Annotated in this window: 20 protein-coding genes; 2 read left to right on the top strand and 18 right to left on the bottom strand. The window is 64.6% G+C overall.

Annotation, left to right across the window (positions count from 1 at the left end):
- The first annotated feature begins 102 nt into the window (after positions 1-102).
- Complete coding sequence (locus tag ACZY1F_RS12840) at positions 103-909, top strand: exodeoxyribonuclease III (RefSeq protein WP_463942044.1); 807 nt, start codon at positions 103-105, stop codon at positions 907-909.
- Between the two features lie 34 nt (positions 910-943).
- Positions 944-1,942, top strand: coding sequence for a DUF8083 family protein (locus ACZY1F_RS12835; RefSeq protein ID WP_463942043.1), 999 nt, complete (start codon positions 944-946; stop codon positions 1,940-1,942).
- 37 nt (positions 1,943-1,979) lie between these two features.
- On the opposite strand, the gene ACZY1F_RS12830 is transcribed toward ACZY1F_RS12835, so the two are convergent.
- The 18 genes from ACZY1F_RS12830 to ACZY1F_RS12745 form a co-directional block, all read right to left on the bottom strand.
- Positions 1,980-3,032, bottom strand: a complete 1,053-nt coding sequence (locus tag ACZY1F_RS12830; protein ID WP_463942253.1) for a LacI family DNA-binding transcriptional regulator — start codon at positions 3,030-3,032, stop codon at positions 1,980-1,982.
- A 113-nt stretch (positions 3,033-3,145) separates the two neighbouring features.
- Positions 3,146-4,123 (bottom strand): carbohydrate ABC transporter permease, encoded by a 978-nt coding sequence (locus ACZY1F_RS12825; RefSeq protein ID WP_463917936.1) that lies wholly within the window; start codon positions 4,121-4,123, stop codon positions 3,146-3,148.
- Positions 4,120-5,085: a carbohydrate ABC transporter permease gene (locus tag ACZY1F_RS12820; protein ID WP_463942252.1), complete on the bottom strand. Its 966-nt coding sequence runs from the start codon at positions 5,083-5,085 to the stop codon at positions 4,120-4,122. The genes ACZY1F_RS12825 and ACZY1F_RS12820 overlap by 4 nt, the downstream gene beginning before the upstream one ends.
- Before the next feature lie 92 nt (positions 5,086-5,177).
- Positions 5,178-6,515: an ABC transporter substrate-binding protein gene (locus ACZY1F_RS12815; RefSeq protein WP_463942042.1), complete on the bottom strand. Its 1,338-nt coding sequence runs from the start codon at positions 6,513-6,515 to the stop codon at positions 5,178-5,180.
- Between the two features lie 308 nt (positions 6,516-6,823).
- Entirely contained in the window at positions 6,824-7,201 is a 378-nt protein-coding gene (locus ACZY1F_RS12810; RefSeq protein WP_463942041.1) for a hypothetical protein, read from the bottom strand.
- Between the two features lie 144 nt (positions 7,202-7,345).
- On the bottom strand, positions 7,346-8,173 hold the full coding sequence (locus tag ACZY1F_RS12805; RefSeq protein WP_463942040.1) for a sulfurtransferase: 828 nt from the start codon (positions 8,171-8,173) through the stop codon (positions 7,346-7,348).
- A gap of 91 nt (positions 8,174-8,264) precedes the next feature.
- Complete coding sequence (locus ACZY1F_RS12800) at positions 8,265-8,876, bottom strand: hypothetical protein (protein ID WP_463942039.1); 612 nt, start codon at positions 8,874-8,876, stop codon at positions 8,265-8,267.
- Positions 8,873-9,442 (bottom strand): hypothetical protein, encoded by a 570-nt coding sequence (locus tag ACZY1F_RS12795; RefSeq protein WP_463942251.1) that lies wholly within the window; start codon positions 9,440-9,442, stop codon positions 8,873-8,875. Before ACZY1F_RS12795 ends, ACZY1F_RS12800 begins: the two co-directional genes overlap by 4 nt.
- A 74-nt stretch (positions 9,443-9,516) precedes the next feature.
- The gene (locus ACZY1F_RS12790) at positions 9,517-9,897 is read right to left on the bottom strand and encodes a hypothetical protein (protein WP_463942038.1); all 381 of its coding nucleotides are present in this window, start codon (positions 9,895-9,897) and stop codon (positions 9,517-9,519) included.
- Positions 9,894-10,085: a hypothetical protein gene (locus ACZY1F_RS12785; protein ID WP_111907359.1), complete on the bottom strand. Its 192-nt coding sequence runs from the start codon at positions 10,083-10,085 to the stop codon at positions 9,894-9,896. The genes ACZY1F_RS12790 and ACZY1F_RS12785 overlap by 4 nt, the downstream gene beginning before the upstream one ends.
- On the bottom strand, positions 10,082-10,573 hold the full coding sequence (locus ACZY1F_RS12780) for an Asp23/Gls24 family envelope stress response protein (RefSeq protein ID WP_463942037.1): 492 nt from the start codon (positions 10,571-10,573) through the stop codon (positions 10,082-10,084). Before ACZY1F_RS12780 ends, ACZY1F_RS12785 begins: the two co-directional genes overlap by 4 nt.
- Before the next feature lie 91 nt (positions 10,574-10,664).
- Positions 10,665-11,357 (bottom strand): glycoside hydrolase family protein, encoded by a 693-nt coding sequence (locus tag ACZY1F_RS12775; protein WP_463942036.1) that lies wholly within the window; start codon positions 11,355-11,357, stop codon positions 10,665-10,667.
- Positions 11,358-11,614: 257 nt separating this feature from the next.
- Positions 11,615-13,210, bottom strand: a complete 1,596-nt coding sequence (locus ACZY1F_RS12770; RefSeq protein ID WP_463942035.1) for a glycoside hydrolase family 68 protein — start codon at positions 13,208-13,210, stop codon at positions 11,615-11,617.
- A gap of 402 nt (positions 13,211-13,612) precedes the next feature.
- Entirely contained in the window at positions 13,613-13,738 is a 126-nt protein-coding gene (locus ACZY1F_RS12765) for a hypothetical protein (RefSeq protein ID WP_463942034.1), read from the bottom strand.
- Positions 13,739-13,807: 69 nt separating this feature from the next.
- The gene (locus ACZY1F_RS12760) at positions 13,808-15,388 is read right to left on the bottom strand and encodes a glycoside hydrolase family 32 protein (protein ID WP_463942033.1); all 1,581 of its coding nucleotides are present in this window, start codon (positions 15,386-15,388) and stop codon (positions 13,808-13,810) included.
- Positions 15,385-16,437: an ATP-binding cassette domain-containing protein gene (locus tag ACZY1F_RS12755; protein WP_463942032.1), complete on the bottom strand. Its 1,053-nt coding sequence runs from the start codon at positions 16,435-16,437 to the stop codon at positions 15,385-15,387. The genes ACZY1F_RS12760 and ACZY1F_RS12755 overlap by 4 nt, the downstream gene beginning before the upstream one ends.
- Positions 16,434-17,396, bottom strand: a complete 963-nt coding sequence (locus tag ACZY1F_RS12750) for an ABC transporter ATP-binding protein (protein ID WP_463942031.1) — start codon at positions 17,394-17,396, stop codon at positions 16,434-16,436. The genes ACZY1F_RS12755 and ACZY1F_RS12750 overlap by 4 nt, the downstream gene beginning before the upstream one ends.
- A complete protein-coding gene (locus tag ACZY1F_RS12745; RefSeq protein ID WP_463942030.1) occupies positions 17,393-18,403 on the bottom strand; it encodes an ABC transporter permease in 1,011 nt (336 codons plus the stop codon). The genes ACZY1F_RS12750 and ACZY1F_RS12745 overlap by 4 nt, the downstream gene beginning before the upstream one ends.
- Positions 18,404-18,408 lie beyond the last annotated feature (5 nt).

The raw sequence follows: 18,408 nt of genomic DNA, 5'->3' as shown, positions 1-18,408 counted from the left end.
GTGCCCCGTTTCTGCGGGCACCGGCCGCAGAGTCTGACCGGAACCGGCCCCGCCGACGCCGCGGCAACACCTCCGGGCAACAAGTTCGGTAAGTTAGGGACTGTGAAGATTGCTACCTGGAATGTGAACTCCCTCCGTGCCCGCGCCGACCGTGTGGAGGCCTGGCTGCAGCGCAGCGACTGCGACGTCCTGGCGATCCAGGAGACCAAATGCAAGGACGAAAACTTCCCTTGGGAGCTGTTCGAACGCATGGGCTACGAGGTGGCCCACTTCGGCGTCAACCAGTGGAACGGCGTGGCCATCGCGTCCCGGGTTGGCCTGGAAGATGTGGAGCGCACCTTCCTGGACCAGCCCCCGTTCGGCAAGGAAGGCAAGGACCCTGTGCAGGAGGCCCGCGCCATGGCTGCCACGTGCGGCGGCGTCCGGGTCTGGAGCCTCTACGTACCCAACGGCCGATCCCTGGACGACGAACACATGCCGTACAAGATCAAATGGCTCGAATCCCTCAAGGACCACGCCCAGAGCCTGGTTGCCGCGAACCCGGACGCACAGGTTGCCCTGATGGGCGACTGGAACATCGCGCCCCTGGATGAGGACGTCTGGGACATCGACCTCTTCCTGTCCCAAGGCCATACCCACGTCAGCCCGCCGGAGCGCGCGGCTTTCCACGCTTTCGAAGAAGCCGGCTTCACCGACGTGGCACGCCAGTACACACCCGGTCCCGGCGTGTACACCTATTGGGATTACACCCAGCTGCGCTTCCCCAAAAAGGAGGGGATGCGCATTGACTTTGTCCTTGGCTCCCCCGCCTTGGCTGCCCGTGTCACCGGCGCCTCGATCGACCGCGAGGAACGCAAGGGCAAGGGCGCCTCGGACCACGCCCCCGTCCTGGTGGATCTGGCGGACTGATGGCTGCAGCCGGGGCCCAGGAAGGGAGACTTTAATGACGGGAAACCTCTACCGGGGCCAGGCTGGCCTGCCGTTCTCCTCCACCCTGCGCGTCTACGAACCGCTGGACGCCTTCCCGGAAGGACAACGGGACGCCATCCGGACCGCGGGTGCCCGCACGGCCTCCCGGGCCGCCGTCGAAAACGCCGAACTGCTGGCCTCACTGGGCCGGATCACCCGCTCCGGCGGGGATCCGTTCCCCACCGGGCGGACGGACCTGGTCCGGGTCACCAGCATTCCCGGCGTACCCCCGGGCCGGACCCCGCAGGCAAGAACGCCCGACGCCGGTGCTGCCGCCCGCCCGGGTGCCGAGTCCGGCCTGGGTACCGAGATAGGCGACGGTACCGGCCTGGGGCCGGACACTGGTGACGACGGCGCGCGTGACGCTGGAGCCGGGCGCACCCTGCTGTACTGCCCCAGCCAGCTGGTCCTGCGAGCCGGCCTCGCCGCCAATGCCCTTATGGAAGGCATCCACGGCCCGCTGGCCGAGATGCTGATTCCGGAGGAGCAGCGGGACAAACACCAGGAACGCATTGACCAGGTCAAGGCCCGTGACGGCGCCATCCGCGTGCATACGCGCGCCTCCACCTGGGGTATCCCCTTCAGCTGGTTCTCATTGTTTATGGAAGGCGACCATAAGGACGTGGTGGAATCAGGCGGGCGCATCCTCACCGTGAGGGTGTGGGCTCCCATCACCGAAGCCATGGAGCGCGCACGGTACGCTGTGGCCCACCTTGCGCTGGCCGCCCCGGACCTGGACATGCTGGACGACCTCGCGCAGCTGACCGAATGGCTGGAGCTGTTCAACGTCAATTCCATGGTGGAACTCGACTACGGTGCTGTGGCGGACAAGGTCTACCCGGACGAGTCACCCATGGACATCCGGCTGGGCATCGAATGCCTGGCAGAGGGCGACATGACGGGCGCCGCGGCGGCCTACCGCAGGCTGGCCTCCCGCTGGATTCCCATCCGGCAACTCGCCCGCGCGTCCTGACCCAGGCTTCCTGGACCAGATGCGACGCCGCGCCTCCTCAGGAAGGAGGCGGCGCCGTCGTACGCCTGACAATGAGCTGATGGGGCGCGACAGCAGACTGGACCGCCCCGACTGTGCCGTCCAGTTCATCAATGAGCATCTTGGTGGCCAGCTCGGCCTGCTCGTCGGGCCGTTGTCCCACCGTGGTCAGGCCCATCGCGTCGGCGAAATCGTGGTCATCGATCCCCACCACCGAGAGGTCCTCAGGGACCCGCACGCCTACGCGTGTGGCTTCGAAGACGACGCCCATGGCCATTTCGTCGGATGCGCAGAAGATGGCGGTTGGCTTAGGGCCTGACAGGGCCCAGAGGCGCCGGAAGGCTTCTTGTCCGCTGCGGACCGTGAAGTCTCCCCATTCGTCCCACTCGGGGCGGGTGGGCAGCCCTGCTCCTGCCATAACGTCCTTGAAAGCCAGGATCCGCACGCGGGGAACGTCGAAATTAAGGTCCGTTTCGTCGTCGCCGTGCAGGAGGGCAATGTCGCGGTGACCGAGGTCGATCAGGTGCCGGACGGCGGCGGATGCGGCGGCGTAGTCGTCGATGCCGATGTACGCGCACTCCTCCACATGACCGCCCACCACGATCAGCGGGATATCAATCTTCTGGAGATGGTCCAGTTCCTCGTGACTGAGCGCCATACAAAGGACAAGCAGGGCGTCAATCTGTTTGTACACCATGGTTTTGCTGAACAGGCGCTCCCGGTTGCTGCCGTGACCTCCCAGGTTGAAGAGGGAAAGGTTGTAGTGGCGGGCGTGAAGTTCGCGGTCCGCTCCCTCGATGGCCTTGGAGAAGAACCAGCGGCTCACGAACGGCGCCAGGACGCCGATGGTCTTGGTGCGGCCGGTGGCCAGTCCTGACGCCGACGACGACGCCACGTAGCCCAGGGCACCCGCCACCTCAAGGATCTTCTCCCGGGTGGCGGGCGAAACCCTGGGCAGCCCGCGCACGGCCCGGGAAACGGTGGCGGTGGATACGCCGGCGGCCGCTGCCACGTCCTCAATGCTGACGCCGCTGTGGCCACCCCGTTGAGACCTCTCAGCCATGCGCGCCACCGTTCCCCTCATGGGCTCAAACTTTAATATCCGCTATGCATTTGCCCCCAAGCCATGCTAGGTGGCGGGCCGCCCGGCGTCACAGTGTTACCTGTCTGCCCCCGTGCGTCCGGTCAGCCCTTGAGGCCGCCGGCCAGGAGACCACGGACGAAGTAGCGCTGCAGGCCGAAGAACACAGCGAGCGGCACAATGATCGACACGAACGCAGCCGCAGGGTTCAGGTAGTCCCTGTTTCCACGGGTACCTGAGATCTCAGCGAGCCGCTGGGTGATGGGCGCTACGTCTGCTGTTCCACCGGAGAACACCAGCGCCACGAGCAGGTCATTCCAGACCCACAGGAACTGGAAGATGGCCAACGACGCCAAGGCCGGCACGGACAACGGCAGGATGATCCGCCAGAAAATGGTGGTGTGGCCTGCCCCGTCCACCTTCGCGGCCTCGATAACTTCCCCCGGGATCTCCGAGATGAAGTTATGCAGCAGGAAGATACCCAACGGGAGCCCGAACATGGTGTGGGCGATCCAGAGCTGGGTATAGGATCCGGGCGGAATCTGAAGCACCTGGGTGAACAGTGTCAGCAGCGGAATAAGGGCCATCTGCAGCGGGATGATCTGCAACGCGAAAACGATGATGAACGCCCATTCGCGGCCCTTGAAGTTGCCCCATGCGAACATGTAGGCCGCCATGGACGCGAGCACCAGGACAAAGACGGTGACGGGGATGACGATTGCCAGGGAGTTGACGAAGTACTGCGAAAGGTTTGCAGACTGCGATCCTGCCGCAGCCGTGACATCGACGTAGTTCTTGAAGGTGAAATCCCAGTCCGCGAAAAAGTTCCACCAGCCATCCGAACGCGGGCCCACCTGTTTGGCCGCCGGACGGATGGAGGACACCAGGAGACCGAACGTGGGCACGGTCCAGATCGTCGCAATGATCACGGCGGCCGCGGTGGCCCACCGTGAGGTCAGCTTGGTCTTGACCCGCCGCATGATCGGCGCGGAATCCTCCGGCGTCGCGGGACGGGCCTTGTCCTTGCGTGTCTGGGTCCGGGAAGCGTTGGCCGCCTCGTCCGGCGCTGGCATGACGGTCATCGGATTTCCCTTTGCTGACGGAGTACGCGGGCGTTGTAGACCACGATTGGCAGGACGAGGAGGAACAGGATGAGGGCCAGTGCTGCGCCCCTGCCCGGTTCGCCGGCACGGAAGGCCTGCGTGTACATCTCGTTGGCGACCACTGAGGTGTCGTAGTTGCCCGCCGTCATGGTGCGGACAATGTCGAAGACCTTCAGCGTGGCTATGGTGATGGTTGTCAGCACCACAACCAGAGAGCCCCGAATGCCGGGAACGGTCACGTTGCGGAACTGCTCCCAGGCATTGGCGCCGTCGAGGCGCGCTGCCTCAACCAGTTCCATGGGAACACCCTTGATGGCAGCAGAAAGGATCACCATGGCAAAGCCTGTTTGGATCCAAACCATCACGATGATCAGGAAGATGGTGTTTTCCGGGGCATCCAGGAGGAACTGCTTGGGATCCATTCCCAGCATGACGCGCAAGGCGTTAATAACGCCTGTCTGTTCGATACCCGGGCCACGGTAGTCGTAGACGAGCTTCCAGATAATGCCGGCGCCAACGAATGAGATGGCCATCGGCATAAAGACCAGGGCCTTAAGCACCTTTTCGCCACGGGCTTTGTCGATGAACACCGCGTAAGCGAGGCCGAAACCGGTGGAAAGCAACGGCACCAGCACCGTCCATATGACGGTGTTGCGCAGCGTCACCAGCGCCTCAGGCTGGGTAAACATCCAGACGAAGTTATCGGCTCCGTTTGGTTGTCCGGAGGCATTCGTGAATGCCAGGATCGACGTCTGCACGGCTGGATAAACCAAGCCGACGAGCATCAGGATTACCGCCGGCGCCAAAAAGCCAACGATCGTCAGTTTGTCTTTGACTGATTTGGGAGCCCTGTCCACAATCAGCATAATCAGCCCAATTAGTGCGGCAAAAACCGCTAAGGCGATAAAAACTTGAAGAAACTTTCCTCCAAGAAACTCCATTGCCCAACCTCCGTGGTGTGCGTGGATCAATTCGTTCAGGGTCAACATTGCGCCCTTGGGACTCGGAGTCCCAAGGGCGCAATGTGTGGAGGTTAGCTCTTAGGCCAGCTGCCTTCGATGCTGTCAGCAACCTGCTGGGCCGGAGTGCCGTTGATCCAGGCCACAATGCCCTTCCAGAAGGAGTTGGAACCTACAGCACCGGGCATCAGGTCAGAGCCGTCAAAGCGGAAGACCGTCTTCGGATCCTGCAACAGGGCGATCGACTGCTTGTCGAGTTCCGTCTGGGCGCTGGCCGGGTCCAGTCCCTTGTTGGCGCTGATCGCCCCACCGAGCTTGACACGGTTGTTGGCGAAGTCGGCACTGGCCATGTACGTCAGGAACGCCTGGACCTCGGGGGTGTCCTTGTAAGCGCCCACCATCTCGCCGCCGCCGGTGATGGCTTGACCCTTGCTGGCGTCGATGGGCGGCGCCATGAAGGCCCACACATCGCCGTCAGGGGCAACAGCGGTGCCTTCCGGCCAGTTGGCGGCCTGGAAGTTGGCCTGGTGGTGCATGGCGCACTGGCCGTCAAGGACTGGCTGTCCTGCCTGCGCGAAGCCGGTTGTCAGGATGGAGCGCACATCGCCAAAGCCGCCGTTGACGTACTTGGAGTCAAGAAGGATCTCGCCGGTCTTGTTGAAGGCATCCACGATCTTGGGATCGTTGAAGGGGATCTGATGGGTCACCCACTGGTCGTAGACTTCGGGGCCTTGGGCCCGGAGCACAACATCCTCCACCCAGTCGGTGCCCGGCCAGCCGGTTGCTTCGCCGGACTCAAAGCCTGCACACCACGGCTTCATGGCGCCGTCATCGGCAATCTTGTTGGATAGCGTCAGCATCTCGTCCCAGGTCTTGGGAACCTGCCAGCCCTTGTCCTTGAACGTCTTCGGGGCGTACCAGATGTAGCCCTTGACATTTGCCAGCATCGGCGCGGTGTAGAAAACGCCATCCACCGTGCCGTACTTCTTCCAGTCAGCGGACCAGTTCTTGTCCACCAGGTCCGAGACCGCTTTAGGAGCCGGCTTCAGGTTCCCGGCCTTGGCCTGATCGGCCATAAGCCCGGGCTGCGGGAAGATGGCGACGTCCGGGGCGTTTCCGGCCTTCGCCCGGACCCCGATCTGGGTCTCGAATTCCTTGCTGCCCTCGTACTTGATGGTGGCTCCGGTGCAGTCCTCAAAGGGCTTGAACGCGGTTTCCAGGTTCGTGGCTTCCGTGTCCACGATGGTGGAGTAGACGGAGACGGTCTTCCCGTCGAGCTTGCCGTAGCTCGAGTAGGCGGAGCAATCGCTAGTGGTGGTGGTGCCGCCCCCGCCGCCGGAACTGCATGCAGCCAGTGACAGGGCCAGAATTCCGGTGGCAGCAACCGGAAGCAGGTAATTGCGGTTTTTCATACTGAGGACTCCTCGGTGAGTACAGAACTTCAACAGGTGAGACAAAGGTGACCGACATCTTCACGTGGTATGCACCACACACTAATCAGGCCCCGGCAAGAAATGCAAGCGTTTACACACGGTTGTGTCCGAAAGGATATCTAGGCCCCGGCCCGGAGGGTTTGGGCCCCGCGGCGATGTTGTCCCAGGCGGCGGGGCGCCTTGGACGTGCGGCTATGCTGCCACAGGCCGCACGACGGAAGGGCGCCGCGCTCCCGAGGGAACGCGGCGCCCTTGTAGGCATCGTGGGGCATGCCCCAGGGATGGTCCTATTTGCCGCCCTTGAATAGACCGGCGATCTTGGCGCCAAAGCCCTTCACGTTCTCGGTCACGTTGCCGGCCAGTTCCTTCGCGTTCCCAGCAACATCACCGGCGAGCTCCTTGGCGTTCTCGGCCACGTCAGCGGCCAGCTCCTTGGCGTTCTCGGCCACGTCACCGTCGAAGAACTCCTTCACGTTCTCCGCAGCTTCGCCCGCGAATTCCTTCACGTTTTCCGTAGCCTCGCCGGCGAATTCCTTCACGTTCTCCGCTGCCTCGCCCGCAAATTCCTTCACGTTTCCCGCAGCCTCGCCGGCGAGCTCCTTGGCCTTTTCTGCCGCGCCGACGCCTTCGTTTGCTGCTCCGCTGCCAGTTACTTGCTCGCTCATGGTGTTCTCCTAGATTCCCCGGTATTCCATCCGGACAGTGGTAGTGGCCTTTTACCAGGCGATGTCCGCCGGCATCGGCACGATCAGATGTCTCCCGCATCACACTAACGGACGCGTCCGGCCCGCTGAACCGCTTCCGGGAACTCAGCAAGTCTCGATGGGCCTATCAGAAGCGTGCCCGTATTGGGACCAGCCACCGACAAACAGCCTGCCCTTGCCCAGCCCCAACTGCTCCATAACAAGGAGGTTGTGGCAGGCGGTGACACCCGATCCGCAATACGCAATTGTGCTCTCCGCCGCGACAATGCCGGCACGTTCAAAATTCGCGCGAAGGCGCTCGGCCGGCAATAGTCTTCCTGATGGGTCGAGGTTCTCCCGGCAGGGGACATTCACCGCGCCGGGTATGTGGCCGGGGCGAGGGTCGATAGGGTCTTGGCGTCCCTCAAAGCGGTCACGGTTGCGTGCATCCACGACCTTGTATTTACCCGAAGAAGCTTCTGAAATATCCGCGCGCAGGACCTCAGGCCATCCCTGAACCGAAAAGTCGCTGGTCGATCTTTGCGGTTCCTCTATTTGGAGCTCCCCTGGGTAACTTCCAATACCACCGTCGAGGACTGCGGCCCTCCTGCCCATCGACCGAAGCATCCATACGATTCGCGCTGCTATGACGCCGCCAGCGTCATCGTAGGCAACAACGACATCGGAGTCGGCTATGCCGCTTTCCCGCATCCCGCCTGCAAACACTTCAGGATCGGGCAGCGGGTTCCGGCCTGCCGCTTTGGAAGCCGGGCCGGAAAGCCACTTGTCCATGTCGACGAACACGGCACCGGGGATATGGCCCTCACCGTATGCGTCCTTACCCGAGGAACCATCCAGGTACCAGCGCGCATCAACCAGGACGAAGTCACCAGGATTGTCTGCGCACCAGTTCCAGTCGACAAAGGGCTGCGGGCTGAGATGGCTGTTGCTCATCCTTCGGATCCTAAAAGCCGCCACCACATATTGAGATACCCATCTCAATATGTGAACAGCCGAGTATGAGGACTTGCCTACAGGAACCGCACTAACGGACGCGTTCGGCCCGGCTGAACCGTGTCCTGGCACCGGCACCGATGTGGATCAGGACGGGCGTCCGTTTTCCCACCACCTGGTCCAGGGCGTCCACAAGGGCAGAGACCTCGGCCGCCAGGAGATGCGGCGCCACGCCCTGGCGCGGCTGGAGCCGGATTTTCAAGGCGGGGCTACCCTGGACGTCGTAGGTTGTCACCGTGGCACCCGCCAGATCGGGCCGTTCAGCAAGGGCGTGCTTCAACGCCTGCTCGGCTACTCCCCCGCTGATCCGCACGTCTCCGGCAACTGTCCCGGGATCGTACTCGGCCACCAGCAGGTTGCTCCGGCCTTTGCCCTGCTGGGCGATCCAGGCAACCATCAGGCCGATCAGAACCACCAGGGCAAGCGCCATCACGAGCCAGAGCCAGCTTTCCGGACGTCCCGGAAAGCGGGTGTTATCGAAGGACTGGTTGACGCTGCGCCAGGCCGATCCGGACCAGGCATGCCACCAGGTGCCCACGGGCGGAACGGTGGCCAGCAGGACGAGCAGGATGCCCACCGCGAGCAGCTTGAGTCCGAGGATACCCAGCAGGATCCTGTTGAGGAGCGAGGGTGTGGCCGTCATGCGCCAATCACTCCTACGGAGGAAATGTTGACGCGGACGTCAGGCAACGGGACAAGCGACATCCCGCCGAGCTCTTCCTGGACCGCGGACAGCACCGCTGCTTCGGCCACTGGAACACCTGACGTGGGGCGCACGTTCACGATGACCTGCCGCCGGGACACCATCACCATGACCTGTTCCGGGGTTACATTGGCGGCGAGCCGGGCGCTGCGCGCCAGGGCGGAGGCGATGACCTCGTCATCGACCACCACGGCGGACGAACTTCCGGTGCCGTTCAGCACGTGCCGGGCACGACTTCCCGGCAGGACGGCGTTGAGCAGGAAAAACAGCCCCACCATGGCTAGTACGGCGCCGCTGGCCCCGAGCAGCAACGGCGGGATACCCGCCGGCAGGGCAACGATGCGCTCCGCCGCCAGCTGTGGTTCGATCAGCCAGGCCGGCTGCCCAATGGCGTGCACGGCCGCCTCGAGAAGACCGTAGCCGGCCAGCCCCATCACCAGGACGGCCGCCACCGTTGCCACCGCAGCCCGCGAGGAATGTGTTTCCCGGTAGACGACCCGGCGCATGTCGGGTTCCGGCCGCGCCCGGGTGCGGCTTGTTGGCCTCGAATCCGCCAAGTCTCCGTCCACTGTTCCGCCGCTCACTGAACCCTGCCTCCCTCAATCGGCTTGACGCCGCTGATACGGATATCCACCCTGCTCAGACGGGCGCCGCTGAGGGCCGTGACCGTCGAAAGGATCCTGGCTTTGGCATCGACCGTCCGGTCCCAAATGGATCCACCGAACGCGGTGACCCGGCCTGCGTCCCTGAGCACGGTGGCGAGCGGGGGGATCCGGATAGGTGACACCAGTGACAAAGCCAGCAGGCCGTCGTCGTCCGCCCAGTCCGCCCGGACATCGTGGGGATCCACACCGAGGGCTTCCGCGGCGGCTGTCCTGGCAAGGCTGGTCAGGGCCTGCGTGCTGATGCGGTTGTGTCCGCTCAGCACCCGCCCTTGGATGGATGGTGCCGCTGATGTCATGACGAGGAGCGCCGGCCGATGATGGCATCCAGGACGCCGCGCAGGTCCAGTTTCCCTTCCGCAGCGCGGCCCAGGAGGGCGCCTATGGCCATAAAGAGGAGCGAGACCAGGAAGCCCCACAGCCCGAACTGGAACGACATAAACGCCACGAACGCGCCCATGGCGATGCCCACAACGGTCAGATTCACAGCAGTGCCTCCCTCTCGGCGACGGCAGGGGCTCCGGCCTTCGCCGGCGTCGCCACGTAGACATCGGTTATTTCGACGTTCACTTCAATGACCTGCAGGCCGACGAGTTCCTCGACCGCGCGGTAAACGGCTGATCTGACCTGATCGGCCAGGGAATGCAGGGGCGTGCCGTAGGAGGCCACCAGGCTAATGTCCACCGCCACCTGCGTCTCGCCGACCTCGGCGCGGACACCGGCCGCATGGTCCGAACTGCCGACGGCGTCCCGGATGGCTCCCAGCGCCCGTGACGGCGCCGAGCCCAACGAGTAGACGCCGGGCACGGCACGGGCAGCGATGCCGGCAACTTTTGCTACCGCGGTCTCAGCGATCACGGTGCGGCCGTGTCCGGGCACGGGCGCCGGGCTGGCGGCATGGTGGCTGGTAGCAACCTGGCCGGTAGCGAGCTGGCGGTCGACGCCCGCATCGGGTTGTGGGTTCTGGTATTCCATCAGACACTTCCCCTTCTGTTGATCCCAACCCTATCCCCTGCGTGCGGGAACGCACGGGAACCTGCAGTAAGTCAGGACAGCTTCCGGCTGGTCAGCGAAAATCCGGCTTTCCCGCCTTCGCTGAACACCGAAGCGTCCGTGTTGGTCCAGTCCGGCAGGAAGAGGTCTGTGATGACTGTGCCGCTTTCGGGGGCGAAGATTTCCTCTGATGAGGTGTCCAGCAGTTGGGACCTTGAGGCGAAGTCCTCCCCCAGCGGCTGGCTGCCGTCGGAAACGCTGACTTTCCGCTCGGAGGCAGATAAGCCGGACAGGACTCCAGCAGGGACAGCGGCGACGGACGAGCGCAAGGCGGGCTTGCCGCCGTCGTCGTTCCTGTTGCTGCCGCCGCCGGCCGATCATGACCCAATATTGTCCCGGCGACGGGATTGTCCTGGTACTTCGTCCAGGTGCGGCCGTGGTCAAGGCTGTACGCGGCGGACTGGGCCGGGGAGCCTTCGGGCAACGGGGCATTGTCCTTGTAGGCGCTCGTATATAGGGCCACCATGGCCGGCTGGTCTTTGCTGCCCAGCCCCGAGGTGTTGCCGGTGTCCACCACGATGGAGCCAGAGAGGATCTCCTCGGTCTCCGTGGCCTCCATGGCGACCGGCTCTTCCACCCAATGCACCAGATCAGTGCTGGTGGAATGGCCCCAGGACATGTTGCCCCAGTCGTTGCCCTTCGGGTTGTACTGGTAGAACGCGTGGTAGGTGCCGTCTTCGTACACCAGGCCGTTGGGATCAGTCATCCAGTTCCTTGACGGCGTCAGGTGCCCGGCCGGTCGCCACGAGTCGCTGGCAGGGCGACGGCGGCGAGCGCCGGCCTGCCGGACCGGCGTCTGTCCGGGCTGCTCTGGTGCGGCCGGGAAGCGGCGAAGAAGAACACGGGGATCCTAAAAATTGAGGCGGGGACGCCCGTGAATGTCACGGACGTCCCCGTTTACTGATTTCGCCCCGGTCAGGGGCGGTGTGGGCTAGCGATGGTGCCGACTAGCGATGGCGCCGGTCACTTGTAGTGGCCGGCACCGCCAACGTTGAGGTTGGTGGGCAGGTAGCCGAACGGGCCAAGGCCGTTCTGGCCGAACGTGCGGTCAACCTGTGAAATTCCGTCGCGGAAGTTGATCTTCACGGTGGGTGACAGGGATCCGCCGCGGACACCGTTCACGTTGTCGATGAAGGACTGCACCAGGCCGCCCGGCTGCACGTAGTGCGAATAGGCCTGGAACTGGCGCCCATTCTGGCTGGGGGTTGGCCGCTCCGGGGATTCGGACGGAAGGTTCAGGTCCGTCGGCGAGGCTAGGGCCAGGCCGCTGTTGTTCATCGGCTGGTAGTCCGAGCGCACGCCGTCGCCAACGAAGCCGTAGACGCCGTCGGGGCCGCGCATTCCGGCCGCGTAGGTGAACTGGTGGCTGATGGTGAACAGGTAGTACTTGTTCTTGCCGCCTTCGTTCTGGATGAAGATCTGCGGGCGTTCCGTCTGGTCGTTGACGCAGTTGGCCGAAAGGAGGGGAGGCAGGAAGGACCACTTGGTGAGGTCCTTGTTGTCCGCCACTGCCAGGCCAACGTTGGCGGTCTGGTAGTAGGCCCCGATGCTGTTGACCTCGTTGAGGTTTTCGGCGTTGGGATCTCCCGGCTGGTAGCCGAGGTCCTCGGCCTTGCACTCGTATTCTCCTCGGGTACCGCCGGTGTTGCCTTCGAAGACCATGTAGGTCTTACCGGGGTGTGCCGGGTCCTCGAACGTGTACGGATCGCGGAACGCGAAGCCGGGGTTCTGCGCCTTGTTCTGGTACATCTCGCCGTCCGGCTCAAGGAGCTTGGTGTGCGTGAAGCCATCGAAGCTGACGCCGTTTTTGTCGGCGTGGATGTTGCCAAGGGCCTTGGCGATGGCAGCGTCGGGGGCGATGCCGCCGCCGCCCGCGTTCCGCTCGGCCACGTCGTGGAACGTGGTGGCCGTGTAGAACATGTTGACCTTGTTGCCCTGCATCAGGCGGGTGGAACCGGACCACTCGGTGTTGCCGATCGAGGCGCCCTCAGCGAAGACGTGGCCGCCGTAGTTCCACTTGTCCTTGGCCGGGTCAGCGTTGGTCTTCCGGAAGAAGTAGCCGATCCGGGCGTTCCAGTGGCGCTGGTCAAAGCCGTAGCCCGCCTTGCGGTCGGCGACCAGGGAGAAGATGACGTCCCAACCCTTGTAGCTGATCTGGTTCGCGTTTTCGTCAGTGAGCGACCAGGTGTCCCAGACCCACACGTCGTCATTCATGGTGGGGAAGTCTTCGGGGATCTCCGGCATGGTGACGTCCGGGCTCATGGAGTTCACGCCGGGAGCAACCGTGGAATCGCTTTGCGCCATGATCTGCTTGGCGTCCGCACGGGTCCACTTCGAGGTGAAGTCCGACGCCGGGTCATATGCCTGCTGGCTGTGCGGGGTGGGCAGGGGGAACCCGGGTGTTGGGGCCGGCATCTGCTGCACGGCCGGCGGATCCGACGGCTCGTTGGCCTGTGCTGAGGGAACGGCCAGGAAGGCCGAGGCTGTCACGGCTGCCGCCAGTGCTGCGGCGACAGAGCGCCACCGCAGCATCCGGGGTGATTGGGGGTGCTTGTGCATTTTTGCTCTTCTCGCGGAGTTGTAACTATTCGTGGAAGACGGGCTAGTGCCCTGTTCCCCGAAACTCCGGCGACCCGAAGACACAACAGGCGTCATCGAGGACGCCGTTGTATCGAGGGGATACGGGGCTTGGGTAGGGCCCCGTGAGTGGCCAGGAACGCTATCTGTTTCCAGGCCCTCCTCTACGGTAGGCAGCCGGCGGAGGCCTTTCAAACCGTGTTTCAGTGGTCAAAAACCGCTGTGGACTGAACATTGTGCAAGCGCTTACATTCCTGATTGCGCGCGCGTGACACATCGGTTTGCCAGCGTCAAATGTTGCGGCTCGACTCTGGTTTAGTGAGAAGATTCACCTGCCGTTTGCCTGCAGCTCGCCCTGCACCGGCCGCAGCGCCGGTGCAGGGATCACGGGAGCGCGGTGACTGTGACGTCCTGGTAGGCGGCACGACCGTCGAAAACGTTCAGCCCCACTTTTCCCGAAGCGATCGCAGTGTCAACCACGCTGATCAGCTGGGCGCCGTCGAGGCTCACGGTAAGCCGTCCGCCCTCTGCCCGCGCTTCCAGCCGGTAGCTCACCCCGTGCGTGAGGAGCAGCAGTATCTAGGGGAACAGCTGTCGCGGCCCCCGGAAGACGTCCTCCATCCGCCAGGCATCGAGCTGTCGCAGGCGCACGTTCCCGTCGGCGGACAGCCGCACGGCAGTCCCGCCCAGGGTGGGATAGACCCGGGCGGTCAAGGGCTTGCCGTTGGCGAAGATCTCCAACGCCGATCGGTCCACGAGTACTCGAAGGTGGAGCTTGCCGCCGGGAAGCCTTACCGGCCCTGACCGCTCCTCCACGTCCACAGAGTGGTCCAGGCTGCTGCCCGAACGGTCCAGCCGCAGCCAGGACTCCCCGCTGCTTCCGGCGGCGCGGCCCACCTCGATGACTGTCTCCTCGGCCGGGCAGGGTCGGGTTCCGGCCGGAGGGAGGCCAGAACCCAGAATCCCGAGCCGGAAGACACTCCCCGGCTCCAGTTCAACGTCCAGTTCCAGGTCCAACTGGTTGCCGGACACGCCGGCAAGAACGCTGCTGCCGGCGACTTCCCGGGGCCCGATCCTGACGTGGTCCCGGCGGAGCGACTCGATCTCCGGCACAGGGGTGAAGGCCAGTTCCCCGTCTGCATCCAGCGTCGTCACGCGCGGCAGGCTCATCACGCCGGACCAGCCGGCCTCCACCATGGACTCGTCCGTCCGGCCCTCCTGCAGCCAGCCGAACATCACGCGGCGGCCGGCGTCGTCGGCGAACGACTGGGGCGCGTAGAAATACCGCCCACCGTAGTCGAGGCGGTGCAGCGCGGCAGGCTCAAAGGAGTCTCCGGAATACCGCCCGGTCCAGTACAGCGGGTGCCGGGTGTCGCCGTCGTCCCAGGCGGAAAAGACGAGCACGTCCTCGGCCGGGCCACCGTCGCCCAGCGGCTCCGCAGCATCCCCCAGCGACCCGGGGCCGGCCCGGAACAGGTCCACACACTCCCACATGGTGCCCTCCCAGTCCGTCGCCGCGGGATCACCGGCGGACGCGTCGCCGATCAACAGCGGCCCGATGTAGTCCCAGGTCCGGAGGTCAACCGACTCGTAGAGGAACGCCGTGCCGCCGCGGCCGCGGATGCCTGAGCCCACCAGCTGGCGCCAGCGGGAGCCCTCACGCCACACGCAGTGGTCCCGGTAGGCGGTGACGTCCACCCCGGCCGGCGGGGCGGCGATCACCGGGTTTTCCGGCGCTTTGGTCCAGGTGAGCAGGTCATGCGAGCCGACCGCCACACAGGGCAGTTCTTGTTCGCCGTGCCGGCCCGAATACACCAGGGTGGGCGTGCCGCGGTCGTTCACCAGCACGCCGGACCAGCAGCCGTCAGCATCCGGAGAGTCCGGCCCATCCGTAGGTTCCAGCGCGACTGGCTGATCCGTCCAGTTGACCAGGTCCGTGCTGGTGGCGTGGCCCCACTGGATGCGGTGGTGAAAGGCGCCCTCCGGGTTGTACTGGTAGAAGAGGTGGTAGGTGCCGTTCCACTGGCTGACGCCGTTGGGATCGTTGAGCCAGCCCGCGGGCGAGACGAAGTGAAAGCGCGGGCGGTGCGGGTCCGCCTCGGCGCGGATCACGAGTTCGTCCTGCGGCACGGTGGCCAGCGGGTGGGTCAGGCCGGTCATGCGGAAACCACTTCTTCCAGGGGGTCGGTCGCCAACGCGTGGCTGGACGCAGCGGCCGGCGGCCGGTACAGATGGCAGCGGACCCAATGCCGGTGGGCAGGATCGCCCACCTGGTGCCGCACGGGTTCGGCGGCGGAGCACCGCTGTTGGGGGTCGCCGTCGTAAGCGCACGACGTCGGTTCCATCACCGCAGCCCGCAGCTCGGCCCGTTCGGACGGATCGTAGGATCCGGTGCGGGCAGGGTCCGGAACAGCCGATACCAGCAGCCGGGTGTAGGGGTGGGCCGGGTTCGCCAGGAGTTCCAGCGATTCGCCTTCCTCCACGAGTTCGCCGGCAAACATCACGGCGATGCGGTCGGCGAGGTAGCGCGCCGAGGCTAGGTCGTGGGTGATGTAGAGCATGGAGATGCCCTTCTCGTCCCGGAGCCCGCGCAGCAGGTTGAGGATGCCGATCCGGACCGAGACATCCAGCATGGAGGTGGGCTCATCGGCCAAAATCACCTCGGGTTCCACGGCCAGCGCCCGGGCGATGGCCACGCGCTGGCGCTGGCCGCCGGAGAGCTCATGCGGGTAGGAATTGAGCATGTCCGGGGTGAGTCCCACGGTGGTCATCAGTTCGTCCAGCCTGGTCCGCAGCTGGTCCGGGGTCCCGGCTTTTCCGTGCAGCGTGAGGGAACGCGTCAGGAAGTGTTCGATCCGGTGGACCGGGTTCAGGGAGCCGAAGGGGTCCTGGAACACCATTTGCACCTGTGCCCGGTATTCCTTGGATGCCTGGAACCGGTCCCGTTTCAGGACGTCGGTGCCGTCCAGCAGGATCTTGCCCGCAGTGGGCCGTTCCAGCCGCGCAATGCAGCGGGCGAGGGTGCTCTTGCCGGAACCCGACTCGCCGACGAGGGCAACGATTTCACCCCTGCCGATGCTCAGGTCCACCCCGCCAAGGGCTCGCACGGCCGCGCGGGAGAACAGGCCGCCGCTGTGGAAATCCTTCACCAGGCCCCGTACCTCAAGGGCTGGGGCTTCAAGGGCCGGTGTTTCGCTGTGCTTGCTCATGAGTGAGCTCCTTCCAGGGCGGGCTCGTCCTGCGCCGACTGAGCCTGGGAAACCGGTGCCACGAAATGCCCGGGAGCCGCTTCCCGGAGGTCCGCAATGTTGCTGAACTTCACGCCGTCGGCCAGGCCGGTGAGCGGCACACGAGGTCCCGTCAGGGGTGGGAACGCTCCCATCAGCGCCTGCGTGTACGGGTGGCGCGGAGCGGTATGGATGTCCCTGGACTTGGCCGTTTCCACGATCCTGCCGCCGTACATGACCGCCATCCGGTGCGAGAGTTCCACCATGAGGGACATGTCGTGCGTGATGAAGAGGACGGAGAAGCCCAGCTGGTGCTGCAGGTCCTTGATCTGGGCCATGATTTCCTGCTGCACCACCACGTCCAGGGCGGTGGTGGGCTCGTCGAGGATCAGGAGCGAGGGCTTCAGCGCCACGGCCATGGCAATGACGGCCCGCTGGCGCATGCCGCCGGACAGCTGGTGCGGGTAGGACTTCAGCCGGGCGGGATCGATCCGGACCAGTTCCAGCAGTTCGGCGGCCCTGCGCAGGGACTCCTTACGGGAGTAGCCGGCATGCGTGGTGAAGATATCGACGATCTGGTCGCCGATGGTCATCACCGGGTTGAGCGAGTTCATGGCCGACTGGAAAACCATGGCCACGTCCTGCCAGCGGAACCGGCGGAGCTCCTCCTTGTCCAGCGCCAGGACGTCTTTGCCGCCGAAGCGGATGCTGCCGCCGGAGATCTCGGCGGGGTCGCGCAGCAGCCGCATAATCGCGTTCGCGATGGTGGATTTGCCGCAGCCGGATTCGCCGGCCAGGCCGAAGATCTCGCCGGCGCCGATGCTGAAGGAGACGCGGTCGACGGCGGTGATGGACCGGGTGTCGCTGCGGTACTTCACGGTGAGGTCCTTGATCTCCAGGACGGGCTGGTGCGAGCCGAGGGAGGTCTGGGAGACGGTCATGCCGCTGCTCGCTTTCCGGTGGTGACGGGTTTGGGTTTCTTGATTTTGCGGATTTTCCGCAGCCGCGGATTCGTAACTTCGTCCACGGCGTAGTTGATCAACGCCAGCGAGAAGGCCACCAGCGCGATACAAAGTCCGGAGGGGACAAATACCCACCAGCTGCCGGTCAGCAGTGCACCTTCGTTGCCGGCCCAGTAAAGGTTGTTTCCCCAAGAGACCGTGCTGACATCGCCAAGGCCCAGGAACTCCAGGCCGGCCTGGGCGCCGATGCCGTAGATAATGCAGGCCAACAGTGTGCCCATCACAATGGAGGCCATGTTGGGCAGGATTTCACCGAACATGATCCTGAGCGGCCGTTCGCCGGTGACCACGGCAGCGGCCACGAAGTCCTTGGACCGGATGGACAGCGCCTGCGAGCGCAGCACCCGGGCAGAGCCGGCCCAGCCGGTGACCACCAGCACCAGGATGACGGTGCCAAGGCCGGGCGGCAGGAACGCGGCAAGGATCACCAGGAGTGGCAGGCCCGGCAGCAGGAGGAACACATTCGTGGTGAGGGATAGGGCCTCGTCTATGAACTTGCCGAAGTAGGCCGAGGCCAGGCCCACCAGGATGCCGATGAAGGTGGAGGCAAACCCCACGGTCAGGCCCACAAACAACGAACTGCGGGAACCGTGGATGGTCAGGGCCAGGACGTCCTGGCCCTTGGCCGTGGTGCCCAGCCAGTATTCGGCGTCCGGCTCCTGTGACGCCATGCCGGTGATTTTGGACGGGTTGTCCGGGTACAGTACCGGCGCGAGGAGGGCCAGTGCGATGAAGATCAAAAGGATGGCGGCGCCTGTCATGGCCTTTTTGTTGGTCAGCAGCCCGTGAAGGAGGCTCCGGTTGGACCTGCGGACGGAAACTGCCGGCGGAAGCCCGGTACCGCCGTCGGGCGTTTTGCCGGTGAGCGGATCTGCGAGGGTCTCGCCGGGCAGGCTGGAAGCGGTGTTTGCGATGGAAGTGGTCATGATCA

This window comes from Pseudarthrobacter xylosi (assembly GCF_055412765.1).
Note: the sequence above shows the minus strand (reverse complement) of the source record. Positions and strands in the feature narration are given on the sequence as shown.